General features: G+C 71.3%; 16 protein-coding genes and 1 tRNA gene. 10 read left to right on the top strand and 7 right to left on the bottom strand.

Going from position 1 to position 17,714, the window contains the following annotated elements:
* On the bottom strand, positions 1 to 639 hold a 639-nt coding region (locus CGE01nite_RS05325), incomplete at its 3' end, for an endo-1,4-beta-xylanase (RefSeq protein ID WP_141369441.1).
* Positions 640 to 848: 209 nt separating this feature from the next.
* On the opposite strand from CGE01nite_RS05325, the gene CGE01nite_RS05320 reads away from it, so the two are divergent.
* The 6 genes from CGE01nite_RS05320 (at position 849) to CGE01nite_RS05295 (ending at position 4,903) form a co-directional block, all read left to right on the top strand.
* Positions 849 to 1,313: a nitroreductase/quinone reductase family protein gene (locus CGE01nite_RS05320; protein WP_141369439.1), complete on the top strand. Its 465-nt coding sequence runs from the start codon at positions 849 to 851 to the stop codon at positions 1,311 to 1,313.
* Positions 1,314 to 1,427: 114 nt separating this feature from the next.
* On the top strand, positions 1,428 to 2,147 hold the full coding sequence (trhA, locus tag CGE01nite_RS05315) for a PAQR family membrane homeostasis protein TrhA (RefSeq protein WP_048344038.1): 720 nt from the start codon (positions 1,428 to 1,430) through the stop codon (positions 2,145 to 2,147).
* A gap of 59 nt (positions 2,148 to 2,206) precedes the next feature.
* A complete protein-coding gene (locus CGE01nite_RS05310; RefSeq protein WP_141369437.1) occupies positions 2,207 to 2,683 on the top strand; it encodes a heme-binding protein in 477 nt (158 codons plus the stop codon).
* Between the two features lie 146 nt (positions 2,684 to 2,829).
* Positions 2,830 to 2,905: transfer RNA gene (locus CGE01nite_RS05305), tRNA-Lys, on the top strand.
* Positions 2,906 to 3,486: 581 nt separating this feature from the next.
* Positions 3,487 to 3,975 carry a hypothetical protein gene (locus CGE01nite_RS05300; protein WP_141369435.1) on the top strand — a complete coding sequence of 163 codons (489 nt, stop codon included), beginning with the start codon at positions 3,487 to 3,489 and terminating at the stop codon, positions 3,973 to 3,975.
* A 46-nt stretch (positions 3,976 to 4,021) separates the two neighbouring features.
* Complete coding sequence (locus tag CGE01nite_RS05295; protein WP_141369433.1) at positions 4,022 to 4,903, top strand: IS5 family transposase; 882 nt, start codon at positions 4,022 to 4,024, stop codon at positions 4,901 to 4,903.
* Positions 4,904 to 4,912: 9 nt separating this feature from the next.
* Here the strand turns inward: CGE01nite_RS05295 and CGE01nite_RS05290 are convergent, their stop codons facing one another.
* Both CGE01nite_RS05290 and CGE01nite_RS05285 read right to left on the bottom strand, forming a co-directional pair.
* On the bottom strand, positions 4,913 to 5,233 hold the full coding sequence (locus CGE01nite_RS05290) for a hypothetical protein (protein WP_141369431.1): 321 nt from the start codon (positions 5,231 to 5,233) through the stop codon (positions 4,913 to 4,915).
* 76 nt (positions 5,234 to 5,309) lie between these two features.
* Positions 5,310 to 5,762 carry a hypothetical protein gene (locus CGE01nite_RS05285; RefSeq protein ID WP_141369429.1) on the bottom strand — a complete coding sequence of 151 codons (453 nt, stop codon included), beginning with the start codon at positions 5,760 to 5,762 and terminating at the stop codon, positions 5,310 to 5,312.
* Positions 5,763 to 6,029: 267 nt separating this feature from the next.
* Here CGE01nite_RS05285 and CGE01nite_RS05280 point away from each other — a divergent pair, with 267 nt between their 5' ends.
* Positions 6,030 to 6,551, top strand: a complete 522-nt coding sequence (locus CGE01nite_RS05280; RefSeq protein ID WP_141369427.1) for a hypothetical protein — start codon at positions 6,030 to 6,032, stop codon at positions 6,549 to 6,551.
* Between the two features lie 798 nt (positions 6,552 to 7,349).
* Positions 7,350 to 7,988: a fasciclin domain-containing protein gene (locus CGE01nite_RS05275; protein WP_141369425.1), complete on the top strand. Its 639-nt coding sequence runs from the start codon at positions 7,350 to 7,352 to the stop codon at positions 7,986 to 7,988.
* Between the two features lie 61 nt (positions 7,989 to 8,049).
* Here the strand turns inward: CGE01nite_RS05275 and CGE01nite_RS05270 are convergent, their stop codons facing one another.
* Positions 8,050 to 8,859: an SRPBCC family protein gene (locus CGE01nite_RS05270; protein ID WP_141369423.1), complete on the bottom strand. Its 810-nt coding sequence runs from the start codon at positions 8,857 to 8,859 to the stop codon at positions 8,050 to 8,052.
* Positions 8,856 to 9,437, bottom strand: coding sequence for an ArsR/SmtB family transcription factor (locus tag CGE01nite_RS05265; RefSeq protein WP_048344045.1), 582 nt, complete (start codon positions 9,435 to 9,437; stop codon positions 8,856 to 8,858). Before CGE01nite_RS05265 ends, CGE01nite_RS05270 begins: the two co-directional genes overlap by 4 nt.
* A gap of 312 nt (positions 9,438 to 9,749) precedes the next feature.
* On the opposite strand from CGE01nite_RS05265, the gene CGE01nite_RS05260 reads away from it, so the two are divergent.
* Entirely contained in the window at positions 9,750 to 11,291 is a 1,542-nt protein-coding gene (locus CGE01nite_RS05260; protein WP_141369420.1) for a non-reducing end alpha-L-arabinofuranosidase family hydrolase, read from the top strand.
* Positions 11,292 to 11,549: 258 nt separating this feature from the next.
* Here the strand turns inward: CGE01nite_RS05260 and CGE01nite_RS05255 are convergent, their stop codons facing one another.
* Positions 11,550 to 14,600, bottom strand: a complete 3,051-nt coding sequence (locus tag CGE01nite_RS05255; RefSeq protein ID WP_141369418.1) for a glycoside hydrolase family 2 TIM barrel-domain containing protein — start codon at positions 14,598 to 14,600, stop codon at positions 11,550 to 11,552.
* A 243-nt stretch (positions 14,601 to 14,843) separates the two neighbouring features.
* On the opposite strand from CGE01nite_RS05255, the gene CGE01nite_RS05245 reads away from it, so the two are divergent.
* Positions 14,844 to 15,446 carry a class I SAM-dependent methyltransferase gene (locus CGE01nite_RS05245; protein WP_141369416.1) on the top strand — a complete coding sequence of 201 codons (603 nt, stop codon included), beginning with the start codon at positions 14,844 to 14,846 and terminating at the stop codon, positions 15,444 to 15,446.
* A gap of 12 nt (positions 15,447 to 15,458) precedes the next feature.
* Here the strand turns inward: CGE01nite_RS05245 and CGE01nite_RS05240 are convergent, their stop codons facing one another.
* The gene (locus CGE01nite_RS05240; protein WP_141369414.1) at positions 15,459 to 17,591 is read right to left on the bottom strand and encodes an MMPL family transporter; all 2,133 of its coding nucleotides are present in this window, start codon (positions 17,589 to 17,591) and stop codon (positions 15,459 to 15,461) included.
* Between the last annotated feature and the right edge of the window lie 123 nt (positions 17,592 to 17,714).

Raw genomic sequence — 17,714 nt, 5'->3', positions numbered from 1 at the left:
GTCGATGTTGTAGTCGTTGTAGCAGAGCTTGGCGCCCGGGTCCGCGGTGCGGGCCGTGCGGAACGCGACCTCGATCCAGTCGTTGCCGGTGCGCTGCAGGTTGGAGTCGCGGCGGCCGCCCGACGAGCCGTCGGCGAACGCCTCGTTCACGACGTCCCAGGCGTAGATCTTGCCCTTGTAGTACGACGCGACGCCGTTGACGTGGTTGATCATCGCGGTCCGCAGGCTGGAGCCCTCCATGCGCTGCATCCAGCTGGGCTGCTGCGAGTACCACGCGAGTGCGTGGCCACGGACCTGCTTGCCGTTCTGGCGGGCCCAGTTGAGGATCTGGTCGCCCTGGCTGAAGTTGAACTGCCCCTGGTTGGGCTCGGTCGCGTCCATCTTCATCTCGTTCTCGGCCGTGATCATGTTGAACTCACGGTTCGCGATGGACGAGTAGGTCGAGTCGCTGAGCTTGTACGCGGCGATGGCGGTGCCGAAGTACCGGCCGCTCTGAGCGGCAGCCGCCTGCAGGGTGCTGCCGGCGGCCTGGGCTGGGAGGGTCGCTGCGATCGTCGCCGCGAGGGTCAGCACGGCAAGGCCCGCGGCGCCTCGAGCGCCGAGCCCACGCCCGCGTCTGCGCGTGGTTGGGGGGGTCATCGTTCCTCCTTGATCGGCCGAGCGCCGGATCAACGGTGAGCCGGTCGGCGAACGTCACTCTCCGACCGGCCTCAGACGCGGTCAACGGACATAAACGTTTGGCTTTCGCGCGACGAGCCGAAACGTCTCGCCATCGATGAAGGGTGTGCCCGGGCAGCCCTCGTCGGTACTGTCGACCGTGTCGCGCCCATTCCCACGAGGGGGCCCACGTGACCGGTGACGCGCCGACGAAGCGGCTCCCCCCGCGCTGGTTCATCCGCACCGCGTGGGTGGTGCACCGCGCGATCTACCGCGTCACGCGGGGGCGCCGCGGGCTGTGGAAGCCCAAGCCCGGCAAGTGGGGCACGATCGTGCTGCGCACCACCGGCCGACGCACCGGCGCCGAGCGCGCCGCGATCGTCGCGTACCTCGAGGACGGCCCGAACCTCGTCACGATGGCCATGAACGGCTGGGCGGACCCGGAGCCGGCCTGGTGGCTGAACCTGCAGGCGACGCCGGACGCGACGGTCGACCTGCCCGACGGTGGCCGCCTGGCGGTGCGCGCCCGCGAGGCCGAGGGTGCCGAGCGTGACCGGCTGTGGGCCGCGTACCTCGTCACCGACGAGAACCTCGCCTCGTACACGGCCCGCCGCAACCGCCGCACCGCGATCGTCGTCCTCGAACCCCGCCGGTAGCACCGGGCACTCGACCGCGCAGTGACCGCGTAGGACGTGTGCCGCCGTGCGCGTCGCACGCGCGGGTAGGCTCCCGGACGAGCCGGGTCGACGGCTCACCAGGAGGAACGAACGGTGGAGACCACGTCCGCACGCACCACGCCGACGCCGACGACGGCCCCACCGCCACGGCTCAGCCGCGACGGCAGCGTGCACGTCACCGACGAGCGGATCAACACCGTCTCGCACCTCGCAGCGAGCTGCTTCGCGCTCGTCGGAGGCGCCGTGCTTGTCACCCAGGCGGTCACCCAGGGTGACCTCTGGAAGATCGTCGGGCTCAGCGTCTACGCAGCCTCCGTGCTCCTGCTGTTCGTCGCCAGCACGCTGCACCACGGCATCGACCGGGGGCCACGCGTCAACGGCGTGCTGCGGACGCTCGACTACGCGTCGGTGTTCGTCCTGATCGCCGGGTCGGTGACGCCGCTGGTGCTGGTGCTGTTCCGCAACGCGTTCGGCTGGGCCGTGCTCGGAGCCGTCTGGGCGGTCGCCGCTGTCGGCATCGCGCTGCGGTCGGCGCTGCGCGAGCTGCCCAAGTACGTGACGAACACGCTGTACATCGCGATGGGCTGGATGCCGGTGGTGCTCGTCGGGGCCGGCGTCACCCTGCCCGTGGGGGCGTACGTGCTGATGGCCGCCGGTGGGCTGGTCTACAGCATCGGGTTCGTCGTGTTCGTCGTCGAGCGGCCCAACCCCCTGCCCGGCGTTCTCGGCTTCCACGAGATCTGGCACGTGCTGGTGGTGCTCGCCTCGGTGCTGCACTACCTGCTGATGTACCGGTACGTCCTCCCGGCCTAGCAGCCGTGCATCCGGGGTCGTTGCGGTCATCGTGTCCCGGCATGCCGCAAGATGGGCCCGTGACCGAGCTCCCCACCTTCACCGTCGCCGACCTCGAGGCCGAGCCCGTCCTCGACCTGCCGGCGTTCACGCAGGACGACGCCGTGGACCTCGGTCTGCTGGCCGTCGCCGTCATCCGCGAGCGCGGCGCGAACCTCGCGGTGCGAGTCGAGCTGCACGGCGAGACGGTCTTCCTGGCCATGACCGGCTCGACCGGCGCTGGCAACCTGCCCTGGCTCGAGGGCAAGGCGCGGGTGGTGCACCGCTTCGGCGAGGCGTCGCTGCTGGTCCGTCGGCGCCACGAGGCCGCGGGCACGCCCTTCGACGAGCGCGCCGACGTCGACCACGACCGCTTCAAGGCGCACGGCGGGTCCGTGCCCCTGCGGGTCGACGGCGAGGTCGTGGGGACCCTGACGACGTCGGGTGAGCCGGACGTCGTCGACCACGCCGCCTCGGCGGAGACAGTCCGGCGGTACCTGGCGTCGCGCTCCCTCTGACGCGACGGCCGCAGGTCTCGCCGAGATCGAGCCCAGCGCGTCACACGCGGTACCTTCGACCTCGTCCTCGCCGGCCACCCTCGCGTGACTGGCGAACGACGCGGGTGGTGGTCCGAGGGCTCCACGGATGGACCGCCTCACCACCCGGGCCTCTAGCTCAACCGGCAGAGCAGCGGACTTTTAATCCGCGGGTTGTGGGTTCGATCCCCACGGGGCCCACCAGACCTTTGCGTTCCACTCGATCCTGAGTCTGCCCAGGCGCACAGAGTGTTTGTGCTGGTCACCGGCTGTCTTGGCGCCACGGCAGCAGCCGGGACCGTGTCCCATTTATCGGGCACTGGTCAGTGTGTGGCAGCAACTTGGTCGCAGGATGTGGACGGATGTTTGCGGACGCGTCATGGAGCCTCGCCGCTCGCCTCGGGCACCGCTCTCCGCGCTTTGTTCGGCGGTACGAGACGTAGTCGACGCGCCGCACTTGGCTCCTACGCCGCCACGGGCCGGGAAGGCACCCGAGTGGCACGTCTGCTTGAGCGGTCTCAGCCACGGTGCCATCGCGGAGCGTCACCCTGACCTCGGAGCGTGCGAGCCCGAATATCTCCGTGACGCGGCCATCCACCACCGCTTCAATGACGTCGCGCAGGAACGCCGCGTCCCGCCGCGTCCACGAGAGCTCCCATCGGCGGCCACCATCCCCGACGCGCAGGATGATGTCATCGCCCCTTTGCACTTCGCTAGGCAAGGCCAGAGGTCATCTGGCCAAGTATCGATGGCCACGGGGGCGGCATTCACGCCAGAGTGAGCCAGTGAGCACCTTCGAGTGGTGGACGATCGGTCTCGCGGCTCTCGCTGTGGCCGTTTCCCTCGTTACGGCGGTCTCCGTGGCACTCGGTGCACGTCGGGCGGCGAAGCGCGCGGCTGTCACCGTCTACCTGCACCGCCTCAACGACATGGCGCGGATCGTGCTGCCCACTGGCGGGGTCGCGCAGACGGGGTATCACCTGGTGCTGCGCAACCGTGGGCCAGCAGACGCCACCCAGGTACGAGTCACGGTCGCCGGGCCCGACGGGCAAGAGCTGAAGCTGGAAGCCTTGGACGCTGGAGAGCTCCCCCTCGCTTCGCTCGACGCTGGAAGCCGTTATCCGATTCCGTTCGTGCTGCCGGGTGGTGTCCACGAGGGTCGGCGCGGCTACCGGCGGTTCACAGTCCTTCTCGTATGGCGCGATGGACGAAGCAGCGAGAACCGGAAGATTATCCCGCTGAGACGCGGAGAGACAGGTGGTGCCGGCGACTAGGGCGTGTCTCTCAACCTCCGCCGTGGAGGGCGGGGATGCTGCGTTGGTGTCTCGTCGTGCGGTGCAGACCGATGCTCAGTGGGAGCGAATCGCTCCACTGCTGCCTTCGGACGTGGGCAAGCCCGGTCGCCGGTTCCGAGATCACCGGCAGGTGGTCGAGGGCATCGTCTACCGCTATCGAACCGGCGTCGCCTGGCGCGACCTGCCGGCGGAGTTCGGCCCTTGGCAGACCGTCTGGAAGCGTCACGCCCGGTTCTCCAGGCACGGCACCTGGGACAACGTCCTGACCAGCCTGCTCACTCAGGCCGACGCGGCCGGCGAGATCGACTGGGCCGTCTCGATCGACTCCACGATCAACCGCGCCCATCAGCACGCCGCGACCCTGCCCCGCGCCACAGGGGCCAATGCGAATCACAAGAATCAGATATCCGAGCCCGCTGACCACGCGATTGGCCGCTCACGCGGCGGGCTGTCCACGAAGATCCACCACGCGGTCGACGGACGCGGCCGGCCGCTGGCCGTCCTCGTCGGACCGGGGCAGGGCGGCGATGCGCCGATGTGTCTGCCGGTTCTGAACGCGATTCGCGTCCCGCGGCTGGGCCCAGGGCGTCCGCGCACTCGACCGGACTCGGTGCTGGCGGACAAGGCGTACTCCTCCCGGGCAATCCGGACCGAGTTGCGCCGCCGCGGGATCGTCGCGGTCGTCCCCGAACCGCGCGACCAGCAAGGAAACCGCAAGAGGCGCGGCTCACGCGGAGGGCGACCCGTCACTTACGACATTGACGCCTACCGCGGTCGCAACGTCGTCGAGCGGTCCTTCAACGCCCTCAAGCACTGGCGCGGACTCGCCACTCGCTACGACAAGCTCGCCATCACCTATCGCGGCGGCGCTGTCCTGGCAGCGATCATCGTCTGGTTGCGGGACTGACTCCAGCTTTCAGCGCCACTGCTCCCAGTCAGTGATCGCCCGGCACGCAGCCGCCGCATCTCCAAGCCGGGTCGACGTCGGCCATGGCGGAGACTCAACGCTCGCACTCCACGTCGGGTGAACGAGTGCGAACGCGCCATCGACCAGTCTGACCACGACGTCATCAGAGAGGCCGAAGCGCGCCTCCACCCGCACGACCTGACCGAACAGATCGTGGTCAGGGCCCAACTCCAGCTCGATCTCTCGAAGGACCGCCGCGAAGCTGTCCTCAGCAGGTCGCTCCGGATCGTGACGTGCCCACCAGTCGTCCGAAAGCTCGAGTTCTCCCACGCACCGATCGTGCCACGCTGGCCGGATCCGACGACGAGTCGTCGCGGTGACTCGAGACCTGGCCGCGGTTGACGTCCTACAGATCGAACTCCCCCAGGACTTCGTCGATCTCGCTGTCCGTCGCGCGCCACGGTGTGCGGGTCTCGGCAAGCTTGACGAGCCCGAGGAGGGTGACCGGGTCGTCCGCAATGAACCGCGCCCGACCGAATCGGGCCACCCAGCGTTCCGCGTCCTGGCTCACGTCGAAATGGAGGCGCCTCAGGGCGAGCACCGCGGGAACGAGCGTGTTGCCCGCGGCCGCGATGTCGACGGGACCCATACGCTCAGCCAGCGAGCCGACCGAGATACCTGCGGCCGGGCAGCCACCTGCGCGGCACTCGACATCGGGATCGCCGAGGTGCTCGAACGCGTAGTGGAAGCACGTGTAGTGCATCTGCTCGAACACGTCGAACGAAGCCGCATTCGCGACGACGTCCTTGCCGCAGCGACGACAGGTCGGGCGGTTCTCTCCCGAGTCACGGCTGCGCACCGAGGAGACGCTACTCCGGGGTTCCACGACGCGATGCTCCCATGCGCCGATAGCGCCGCTCATCATCGCGCGCACCGGTTAAGAGACACGTCCTAGGAGTCCGGACGCGCTCAGCGCCTGCCAAGAGCGTCATCGCGGCGCAGCACGAGACGTTGTGAGGGGTGCCGTGCTTGTCTCTGTTACCGCAGGAACCGCACGGCGTAGTCCGAGTGACATACCGCCGTTAGGGTCACGACGCCAGGTCCACACGAGTCAGGAGTCTGTCGGGTGCACGTGTTCGTCGACGAGTCGAAGGCAGGTCCATACCTGCTCATCGCGAGCGTTGTGCTACCCGCCGACCTGGGCGCCGCCAGGAGTGCCATCCGCTCGCTCCACCTGCCGAAGCAGAGCCGTATCCACATGAAGACGGAGACCGATGCGCGTAGACGCACGATCCTGAGCGCGTTCGCGAAGGCTGGGCTGCGGGTGACGATCTATCACGCAGTCGGCTACAAGACGAACATTGCCGCACGTGAGGCTTGTATCGACACGCTCGTCCGTCCGCTGGCATTCGAGCCGACCGCGCGGGTGACGCTCGAGTGCGACGAAACCCAGGACGCGCGCGATCGCCAGCAGCTGTACCGCTTGGTTCGCGAGCTCGGCTGCACCGAGCGGGTCCAGTACGAGCACCGTCTCGCATCGGCCGAGCCGCTGTTGGCCGTCCCGGACGCGATCGGTTGGGCATACGCGCGCGGTGGGGACTTCCGTAAGCGAGCGATGCCGCTCGTCACGAAGGTCGTGAACATCTGATGCCGGGACATGCGTAAGGCCCGAGCGCCACGACCGTCCGGACGGGTCTCGAGCCTTCGACTTCCCTCGGCTACTGCCTCGGGCACTGGAGACGATACGGGACTGCGTACGCCGCGTCTACCGCGTACGCGCGGCCCAGCACGTAGTTCAAGTGACCGCCCGGGATCACGCTTCCGGAGGCCTGGGCCTCGTTGAAGTCTTCGAACGTGAGCCGCTGCCGGATAGTCACCTCGGGCTGAGCTAGCCAGGTGGCTCCGTCGCCGCCCCGTAGGCCCACCCACAGGTCCTCCTGGCGGCAGCCGGCGTGTCGCACGCTCGTGAGTCGGCGTCCTCGATCTCGATCCGGGGTCATTCCAGAGTCACTCTCGACACTCGTGAGCGCTCCCTCTGGCCGATGAGGTCCAGTGAACGCTTGTCTGCAGGTCAGCGGCGCTTTCGATGGCGTCGGATGATGTCCAGTCGGCCTGCCACTACTCATCCGCGGGTTGTGGTTTCGATCCCCACGGAGCCCCACCTACGAGGGGGTTCCTCGTCGGCCACGGGCTGCGCTCGCTGTCGCCCACGGAGGACCGCGCGGCAGTGGGGGGGTGGCGCGTTCAGCCGGCCCGCACTCGACGGCGATGTCGCGCGCGGTGCCGGCGCGCATGTCCGCCGACGGGCGGAACGACTGGCCCGGCGAACCAGGATGAATCAGGTGCATCCAGACGTGGGCCCACGTCGGAAGAGGCGGTGAGGGTGTCGAGGACGACGCCCGCGGCGCGCCCGGCGTGCCGCCCGACCGTTGCCAAGGAGTGCCCCATGAAGAACCGTCGTCTCGCCGCATCGGTTGCCGTCGCCGCCCTGGCCGCAGGTGCGTTCATCGGCTCCGCGTCCGCGGCGTCCGCCGCCCCCGCGCCCAGGAGCCTCGCGTCGGTGCTCGCCGCCGACGGCAGCGGCTTCGACCGCAACTGGTACGACTTCGACATCGTCGACAACGCGGTCAACGCCGTGCTCGCGGCCAAGCCGGACAGCCCGGTGGCGGTCCTGGCCGACGGCACCGTGCCGCTCACCGCGTTCCTGCCGAACGACCGCGCGTTCCAGGTGCTCGCCCTCGACCTCACGCACCGCTGGTACGGCTCGGAGAAGAAGGTCTTCACGGCGGTTGCCTCGGCCGTGGGCATCGACGCGATCGAGCAGGTCCTGCTCTACCACGTGGTGCCTGGCGTGACCATCGACTCGGCGACGGCGCTCGCGTCCGACGGTGCCGTGCTGACGACCGCGCAGGGTGGCACGTTCACGGTCGACGTCCTGTCCAAGCGGATCCCGCTCGTCGTCCTGAAGGACGCGGACCGCAACGACGTCAACCCGCTGCTGGTGCGCAGCAAGCTCGACCTCAACAAGGGCAACCCGCAGATCGCGCACGGCATCACCTTCGTGCTGCGCCCCCTCGACCTCTGACGGCCAGGGCGCCCGGCCTGTCGACCCGGCCGGGCGCCCTTGCATGCCTACCGCCGTCGCCTCACGGCTGGGCGGCGCCCGTTGCCGCAGGCACGGCCAGTCCCTCGAGCAGGGCCTGCCAGGCCGGCGCCTCGTCGCGGGCGTAGGCGGCGGCGCCGGGGCCGAACAGGTAGGCCCGCACCCCGACGTACACCTCGCTCTCCATGGCGTGGGTGGTGACGGTGAGCATGCCGGGGACCGGGGTGTCGAGCCGGACGAGGGCGCTCCGGCCGGTCAGTCGCTCGACGGTGCCCGTGGCGCCGTGAAGCTCGACGGCGTGCCCCTCCTCGGTGAGGCCGAGCGCGTCGCGCACGGTGCGCCACACCGTCTCCTCGTCGCCCGCGTGGGGCGCGAACACCTCGACGGGTGTGGCCTCCTGGCCGGGGAAGCGCGCGAGGTACAGGCGCAGGACGTCGAACGACGGGCGCCAGGCGCGACCCATGTCGTCCCACCACTCCTGCTCCCAGTCGGCGCCGGTGCCGAAGCCGCTGGTGGTCACCCGCACCACGCACGTGCCGCCGGAGCTCGACTCGATGACGAACTCCGACGTCATGGGGCTGAGCTCGTCGGGGCTCTTGCCCATGAGGGCGGCCCAGTCCTCCTCGTAGCCGAGGGTGCGAGGCGGGTCCCAGCGGGTGACGTGACCCTCGGAGCCCATGCCCTCGCCCATCGCGAAGCGCAGGGCGCCGCCTTCGCGCTCCTCCAGGACGGTCGGCAGGAACCACGAGCTCAGGCCGGGAGCGGTGGCGATGGCCTGCCACACCTGCTCGGGGGTGCCGGGCACCTCGACGGCGAACTCCAGGCGGTACGGGACGGTGGGGTGCGTGGTCATGGCGTCTCCTCCTCGGGGACGGGGTGGGCGGCGACGACGAGGCGGTGCGGCCGACCGTCGTCATGGTGGTAGCGCGCGGCCAGGTCGAGCACCGCGGCGGTCAGCTCGTCGGCGAACGCCGCGCGGTCGGCGGCGGAGCGGAAGCCGATCTGCGTGTCGATCGTGAGCGTCGGCACGCGTGAGCCGGACGTGCCGGCGCGGCGGACGAGCGCGCCGACCTCGCGGACCACACGGCCGGCGAGCGCGACGAGGTAGCCGGCGGAGAGTCGGTCGCCTGTGGCTCCCGGGTCGGCGGCGGTGGCACTGACTGCGGCAGGGGAGACGACGAAGCGCGCCGCGGACGCCTGCAGCACGCGTTCGGTCAGGCCGCCGTGCCGGCGTTCCTCGGCCAGCTCGACGAGGCCGTGCGCCTCGAGGGACCGCAGGTGGTAGTTGACCTTCTGCCGGGGGAGGCCGACCCGAGCCGCGAGCCCGGCGGCGGATGCCGGGACGGCGAGCTCGGCGAGCAGCCGCGCGCGGATCGGGTCCAGCGCGGCCGCGGCGGCGCTGGGGCTCTCGATGACTTCCACGTCGTGCATGGGTCCAACCTCCTCTTGACAACAATATCTGTCAATAGGTCCCGCACGACGAGTGTGAATCGGGGCCCCGAGCGGAGCGGGAGTCGCCGGGTCGCGGGTCTTCACCGGCGGAAGTCGGTACCGGTCACACCCGTCGTGAATCGATTCGGAGCCCCACGAACCCCTTCGGCAACCGGTCTTCATCGGTGCAATGTGAAGGCTCACATTCGCGGTTCGAGGTCGTGGGAGTACCCGGACCGACGATCGGCGGACCTGATCGCAGCGGGCCACGGTCGCCCGAGGCGCCTAGAACGGCTCAAAGGAGAGCACCTCATGAGAGCAGCACATCTCGCCCCGACGAGGCGACGTCGCACGTGGCTGGCCACCCTCGTCGCGGCGGCCACGGCGGTGTCGGCCGGCGTCCTCGCGCTCGTCGTCGCGCCGGCGGCGTCGGCGGCCACGGTCGACCCCAACGCCTCGTACGTCCTGATCGGCCGCGGCAGCGGCAAGGCCCTCGACGTCTACAACCTCTCGACCGCCGACGGCGCCCGGATCACGCAGTGGACCCGCAACGACGGCCTGCAGCAGCAGTGGCAGTTCGTCGACTCCGGCAACGGCTACTACCGGATCAAGTCCCGCCTGTCGGGCAAGGTGCTCGACGTCTACAACTGGTCCACCGCCGACGGCGGCGCGATCGTCCAGTACTCCGACTACAACCAGAACAACCAGCAGTTCCGGCTCCAGGACACCTCCAACGGCTACGTGTCGCTGATCAGCCGGCACTCGGGCAAGGCCGTCGAGGTGCAGGGCGCGTCCACCGCCGACGGCGCCAACATCGTCCAGTACTCGAACTGGGGCGGGAACAACCAGCAGTGGCAGCTCGTGCGCGTGGGCGGGGGCAACGAGCCCACCCCGAACCCGACTCCCACGCCGAGCCCCACGCAGACGCAGAACCCGAACCCCGGCACCTGCCAGCTGCCCTCGTCGTACCGCTGGTCGTCGACGGGCTCGCTCGCGAACCCGCGCTCGGGCTGGGCCTCGCTCAAGGACTTCACCGTCGCGCCGTACCAGGGCCAGCAGCTCGTCTACGCCACGACGCACGACACCGGCAGCTCGTGGGGCTCGATGAACTTCGGGCTCTTCAGCAACTACAGCCAGATGGCGTCCGCCAGCCAGAACCAGATGCCGTTCAGTGCGGTCGCGCCGTCGCTGTTCTACTTCGCGCCGAAGAACGTCTGGGTCCTGGCCTACCAGTGGGGCGGCCCGGCGTTCTCCTACCGGACCTCGACCAACCCGGCGAACGTCAACAGCTGGTCGTCGGCGCAGACGCTGTTCTCCGGCAGCATCTCCGGCTCCGGCACGGGCCCGATCGACCAGGCCGTCATCGGTGACGACCAGAACATGTACCTGTTCTTCGCCGGCGACAACGGCAAGATCTACCGGGCCAGCATGCCGATCGGGAACTTCCCGGGCAGCTTCGGCTCGTCGTCGACCGTGGTCATGAGCGACACGACCAACAACCTGTTCGAGGCCGTGCAGGTGTACAAGCTCCAGGGCCAGAGCCGCTACCTCATGATCGTCGAGGCGATCGGTTCGCAGGGTCGGTACTTCCGCTCCTTCACGGCCACGAGCCTGAACGGGTCGTGGACCCCGCAGGCGACGAGCGAGTCGAACCCGTTCGCCGGTAAGGCGAACAGCGGCGCCACCTGGACCAATGACATCAGCCACGGTGAGCTGCTGCGGACCAACGCGGACCAGACCATGACGGTCGATCCCTGCAACCTGCAGCTGCTCTACCAGGGCCGCAGCCCGAGCTCGGGCGGCGACTACGGGCTCCTGCCGTACCGGCCGGGTCTGCTGACCCTCCAGCGGTAGCAGCCGCTCGGGCAGGCAGGCTGAAGCCCGCCCGGACCGATCGCCCGCCTCGTGCCACGACTCCTTCCCCGGAGTGGCACGAGGCGGGCGTCTCGTCGTCAGCGCGTTCCCGTCACGCCCCGTCGCGCGAGCCAGCGTCTGCTCCGGCCAACGCGCGCTGAGCCCGGAGCAGGCGCTGGTTCGTCGGACGACGCAGCGTCTGCTCCGGCCTGGGCGTGCCTTCGCCGGAGCAAGCGCTGCATGGCGAAGTCGCGAGCGTCACGCGTGGCGGAAGCGGAGGGTCAGCGTGCGGGCCTGTGGGCGCAGCAGGTGGTCGGGCCACACGTCGGGACCGCAGGCCCGTGAGCCGAGCCCGTTCTGCGCGGCGTCGAGGTAGAGGTACGCAAGGCCGGTGTCCGGCAGCTCGTGCGGGTGGCGCGCCGCGTCGAGGTGCTGCGCCGTGTGCCGGGTGAGCGTGAAGCCCGGCCTGCGGCCGCTCGTGTCGGCTGCGGCGTCCACCTGGAGCCACGCGGTTCCGCCACGAGTGAGCGTCAGCGAGCGCAGGGCGCTGCGGTGGCCGCTCTCCTGCGGTCTCGAGTAGCGCTCGGTGAGCTCGTCGATCGGCGCCGCGAACCGGCCGACTCGCGCGGCGTGGCGGCTGTCCGGGTAGGACTCGCGCGGCCCGGTGCCGAACCACGACGCGCCGTCGACGTCGCCCGGCAGGTCCAGGCGCAGGCCGATCCGGGGCCAGACCATGTCCCACCCCCGGCTGGGCTCGATCTCGGTGCGCAGCCACAGCTCGTCGTCCACCAGCTGCCACCGCTCGTCGGTCACGACCGTCGCTGCCTGGTCCGCGGCGGACCAGCGGCGGCGGACGTGCGCCGCCTCCTCGGTCGTCTCGACGAGCTCGACCCGGGCGGTGAGGCGGTCGAGGCCCGCCGCGCGCCAGATCTGGTCGTAGGCGGGGGCCGGCACGCCGTTGCCGTTGTTCTCCCACGGGTCGGCCAGGTCGTACGAGCCGCCGCCCTGGCCGCGGTCGTTGTCGGTGGGGCCTCGCCACAGCTCGAGCCGCGGCCCGGACACCGGCAGGCCGGCGAGGCGCACCAGGCGACCGTGCGCGAACTCGGCCGGTCCGAGCGTGAGCAGCTCGGCGGGTTCGGCCGCCGCCCGCGCGGGCGCCTCGAGGCGGGGCGCCGTGAGGCCCGCGCGCCGGGGGGTGAGCGCGTGCTGCGTGAACACGATGCCGTGCCCCGACGGCGCCCAGGGTGTGGCCTCGCGCAGCTCGGCCTCGACGGTCAGCCAGACCTCGCCGGTCGCCGGGACGTCGAGCTCGGGCAGCGGGACGGTCGCGGTCGCGCCGGCGGCCACGACACCGGCGTCGAGCACGCCGGTCGCGGTCGGGGCGCCGTCGGCCTCGACCCGCCAGCGCAGGACCAGGTCGCTCGTGTCGGCGGTGTGCCGGCGGTTCGTCACGGTCAGCGCCAGGCCGCGCCCGTCGTCGGGACCACCGGTCACGGCCAGACGCACGGGCGCCACCACCTGCTTGAACTCGAACAGGCCGGGCGTCGGGCTCGAGTCGGGCAGCACCATGCCGTCCATCACGAAGTTCCCGTCGTGCACGACCTCGCCGAAGTCCCCGCCGTAGCCGAAGAACTCCGTGCCGTCGGCGTCGCGCGTGCGCACGCCGTGCTCCCGCCACTCCCAGACGAAGCCGCCGTGCAACCGCGGGTGCTGCCACACGAGGTCCTCGTACTGGTCGATCGCCCCAGGGCCGTTGCCCATCGCGTGCACGTACTCGCACAGCAGGAACGGCTTCGTGCGCTGACGGGCCGACTCCGCCGCGGTGCACCCGAGCAGCAGCGAGCGCGAGTCGTCGGTGCCGATCGCGGCGGTCTCCGCCACTGAGGAGTACATGCGCGAGTACACGTCGGTGTAGGCGCCGGTGTGGTCGCCCTCGTAGTGCACCGGGCGCTCGGGGTCGCGGTCGTGCACCCAGGAAGCCATCGCGGCCAGGTTGTGGCCCGTGCCGGACTCGTTGCCGAGGGACCAGATCACCACCGACGGGTGGTTCTTGTCGCGCTCGACGGTGCGCTCGATCCGATCGAGGTACGCGTCGCGCCACGCCGCGTCGTCGCTCGGGTTGCCCGCCCAGCCGACGTGCTCGAAGCCGTGCGTCTCCAGGTCGCACTCGAGGATCACCCAGAAGCCGAGCTCGTCGGCGAGGTCGAGCAGGCGCGGGTGCGGCGGGGCGTGACTGGTGCGGATCGCGTTGACGTTGAACCGCTTCATCAGGGCGAGGTCCTCGCGCGCCCACTCCTCGTCGAAGACGCGTCCGCGGTCGGGGTGGGTCTCGTGCCGGTTGACCCCGTGGAACACGACGCGTTCGCCGTTCACGAGGAACCGGTCGCCGACGATGCGCACGGTGCGGAAGCCGAGGCGCAGCGAGAGGGTCTCGGCGGCGCTCGACACGGTCGCGTCGTACAGCCGGGGGACCTCGGCCGACCACGGCTCGACGGTGTTCACCCGCACCGGCGCGACGTCCGCGGGCGACGACCACTCGACGTCGATGCCGAGCTCGGGGACCCGCAGGGTGATCGGGTACGACCCATCGCCGGCCGTCAGCTCCGCCGTCACGAGGCCGGAGCCGTCCGGCTCGACGCCCGCCCGCAGCCACACGTCCTCGATGCCGCCGACCGGGCGCGCCTGCAGCGTGACGTCGCGGAAGATCCCGGGCAGCCACCACTGGTCCTGGTCCTCGAGGTAGCTCGCGGCGGACCACTGGTGCACGCGCACGACGAGGACGTTGGTACCGGGCCGCACGGCCGCGGTCACGTCGAGCTCCTGGGCGAGTCGGCTGCCGGACCCGACGCCGATCTCGGTGCCGTTGACCCACACCTTGTACCGGGACTCGACGCCCTCGAAGCGCAGCACCACCGCCTCGGCGTCGGACCACGCGGCCGGGACCTCGAAGCGGCGGCGGTAGTCACCCGTCGGGTTCTCGTCGGGCACGTGCGGCGGGTCGAGCGGGAACGGGTACTGCACGTTCGTGTAGATCGGTGCGCCGTGGGGTCCGCCCGCCGGCAGCACCCAGTGCGACGGCACGGGGATGGTGTCCCAGGTGCTGTCGTCGAACGCCTCGAGGGCGACGTCCTCGGCACCCTCGCCCGGAGGGAGGACGCCGTACGCACCTGGCTGGCCCGGTGCGCCGGGCAGCAGCCGGAAGCGCCAGTCGCCGTTCAGGGAGAGGGTCGGGGCGTCGGTGTGCAGCCAGGAGCGAGCGGGGCGCCGCGCGCCGGTGCCCGGTCCGCGATCGGTGAGATACCCGGTCATGCCGTGACCGCTCCTTCCGTGAGGCCGCCGCGCGACAGACGCTGCAGCACGGCCTTCGCGAGAGCGAGCGGGACGACCGCCAGCAGCACCTCACCAGTGGTGAGCCCGACGTTCAGCCCGAGCGTAATGGGGTCGAGCGAGGAGTATGGGCGCGACGGCCGTGGTGGAGCGGCAGGTCGGGCGCCCGGACGGGACGGTCGGCGCCGAGCCACGTGCTGCCGGTGAGGTCGATCGGGAGGCCGGGTGGACGGACGCGAGTACTGGGACGGGCAGGCGGCGACCTACGACCGGGCGACGGCGTGGGTCGAGCCGCGGCTGCTCGCGCCGGCGCGCGAGTGGGTCGCGCAGCGCGTGCGCGGGCGGACGCTGGACGTCGCGGTCGGGACGGGGGCGAACCTGCCGTACCTGCGCGGACGGTCCGACGAGCTCGTCGTGACCGACCAGAGCGCGGCGATGCTCGCGATCGCGAAGGACCGGGCGGCCCGCGAGCGCGTGGCCATGACCGCGGTGCAGGCCGACGCGGCGCACCTGCCGTGGCCGGACGCGTCGTTCGACTCGGTGGTGTGCACGTTCTCGCTGTGCTGTGTTCCCGACGAGGTCGCGGTGCTGGCCGAGCTGCGCCGCGTGGTCCGGCCCGAGGGGCGGGTGCTCGTGGCGGACCACGTGGAGTCGTCGGCGTTGCTCGGGCGCGTGGTGCAGCGCGGGTTGGACGTGGTCGGGCGGCGGCACGGTGAGCACCATCGTCGTCGGCCGTTGCTGCGGCTCTCGGACGCGGGCCTGGCGGCGGTCGAGCACGGGAGCAGCCGCTACCGGCTGGTGGAGCGGGTGGCTGCGCGCCGCGTCTGAGCCGCGGGGGCGTCACGCCGGTTCGGTGACGTCGACGTGCGGGAGGAGGCGGTCGAGCCAGCCCGGGAGCCACCAGTTCGCGTCGCCCAGGAGCTTCATGGTCGCGGGGACCAGGACGAGGCGGACCAGGGTCGCGTCGAGCAGGATCGCGGTGGCGAGCCCGATGCCGAACATCTTCGTCGCCGCGTCCTCGCCCAGCACGAACGCGAGGAAGACGCAGATCATGATCGCGGCAGCCGACGTGATGACGCGCCCGGTGCGGGCGGTCCCCCGGACCACGGCCTCGTCGTTCGAGCCGGTGCCCGTGTACGCGTCGCGCACGCGGGACAGCAGGAACACCTCGTAGTCCATGGACAGCCCGAACAGCAGCGCGAACATGAACATCGGGATGAACGACACGATCGGCACGGTCGACTCGAGCCCGATCAGGTCGGCGGCCCAGCCCCACTGGAACACCATCACCATGACGCCGTACGCGGCGCCGATGCTCAGCAGGTTGAGCAGCACGGCCTTGAGCGGGACCAGCACCGATCGGAACACGAGCATGAGCAGCACGAACGACATCGCCAGGACCGCGCCGACGAGCAGGGGGAGCCGGTCGTTCACGCGTTGCCCGACGTCGGCGAAGCTCGCGGTCTGACCACCGACGTGGGCCGCGGCGGGCGTCCCGGCCAGCGCCGCGGGGAACACCTCGGTGCGAAGCCGGTCGATCGTCCGGGCCGTGGCGACGTCCTGCGGGCCGGTGGTGGCGTGCGTGACGATCGTCGCGAGCCCGCCGCGCCGCACGGGCGGCTCGACCGCGGCGACGCCCGGGTCGGCGGCGACCGCCCGCGCCACCGCGTCGGCGGCGTGGGTGTCGCCGGCGAGGTCGACGACGACGACGAGCGGGCCGTTGCGACCCGGCCCGAACCCCTCGGCGACGAGGTCGTACGCCTGGCGCTCGGTGCGGCTGGGAGGGAGGGCGCCGTCGTCGGGGATGCCGACGCGCAACGCGACGACCGGTGCCGCGAGCGCGAGCAGGACCACGGTCACGCCGACCCCGTACGCGGCGGGGTGCCGGGTGACGTGCCGGGTCCAGCGCTCCCACCGCGGGCTCGTGGTCTCGAGGCGGTGGCGGCCCACGACGCGTTGGCCCGCGACCGCGAGGAGTGCGGGCAGCAGGGTCACGGAGGCGACGACCATGACGAGCACGACGAGGGAGATCGCGATGCCACCGGCGGTCATGAACGGCACGCCCGCGACCGCGAGGCCCAGGATCGACACGACGACGATCCCGCCGGCGAACACCACGGGCCGCCCGGCCCCGGCGAGCGACCGCGCGACCGACTCGTCAACCGCCATGCCCTCGGCGAGGTGCTCGCGGTGGCGGGTCACGACGAACAGTGCGTAGTCGATCCCGACGCCGAGGCCCACCATGGCACCGAGCACGGGCGCGAAGCTCGGCACGGTCATCACGCCGGCCAGCAGCGTCATCCCGCCGATCCCGACGCCCAGGCCGAGCACCGCCATGCCGACAGGCAGCGTCGCCGCGACGAACGAGCCGAACGCGAGCAGCAGCACGACGAGCGCGGCGACGATCCCGACGAGCTCGCCCACGTTGCTGTCCGCGCTCGAGTAGGCGAAGAACAGGTCGCCGCCCATCTCGACGCGCAGCGCGGGGTCGTGCGGCACCGCCTCGAGCGCCGTCAGGTCGGCGGCGGAGAGCTGGTCGAGCCCCGGGTACTGGACCCGGAGCTGCGCGACGCGACCGTCGGGTGACAGGGCGCCGACCGCCGCGGCGTCCTGCGCCCCGGTGAGGGCTCCCACGGGGTCGGTGGTGCCCAGGACGTGCGGCAGTGCGCGCACGTCCGCCTGGAGCCGGGCGAGGGCCGCGCGTGCGGCCTCGTCGTCGCGGAACGTGCCGTCGCCCGCGGGGGTGACGACCACCTGCGCGGTGATGCCGGCCTGCCCGCCGCCGGACGCGGCAACGAGCTCGTTGGCGCGCTGGGAGTCGAGCCCGGGCGCGGTGAACCCGTCCTCGAGCTTCGCGCCCGAGGCGGCGGCCGCGCCGACGACGACGACCGTGAGCGCCAGCCACGTGCCGATCACCGCCCAGCGGCGCCGGGTGGCGAACCAGCCGATCCGGTACAGGATCTGGGCGAGCATCGGTTTCTCCTCGGGACGACGGGCGGCAGCATCGGACCCGTCGATCGTCGTGACGGGCCCCGGTGCGCCACATCGGCCGCGCGGTCCGTGCCCGATGGCCGGACGTGCCGCCCAGGCCTGACC

It is taken from the genome of Cellulomonas gelida, assembly GCF_006538725.1.
GTDB lineage: Bacteria > Actinomycetota > Actinomycetes > Actinomycetales > Cellulomonadaceae > Cellulomonas > Cellulomonas gelida.
This window is presented reverse-complemented; position numbering and strand designations above follow the sequence as displayed.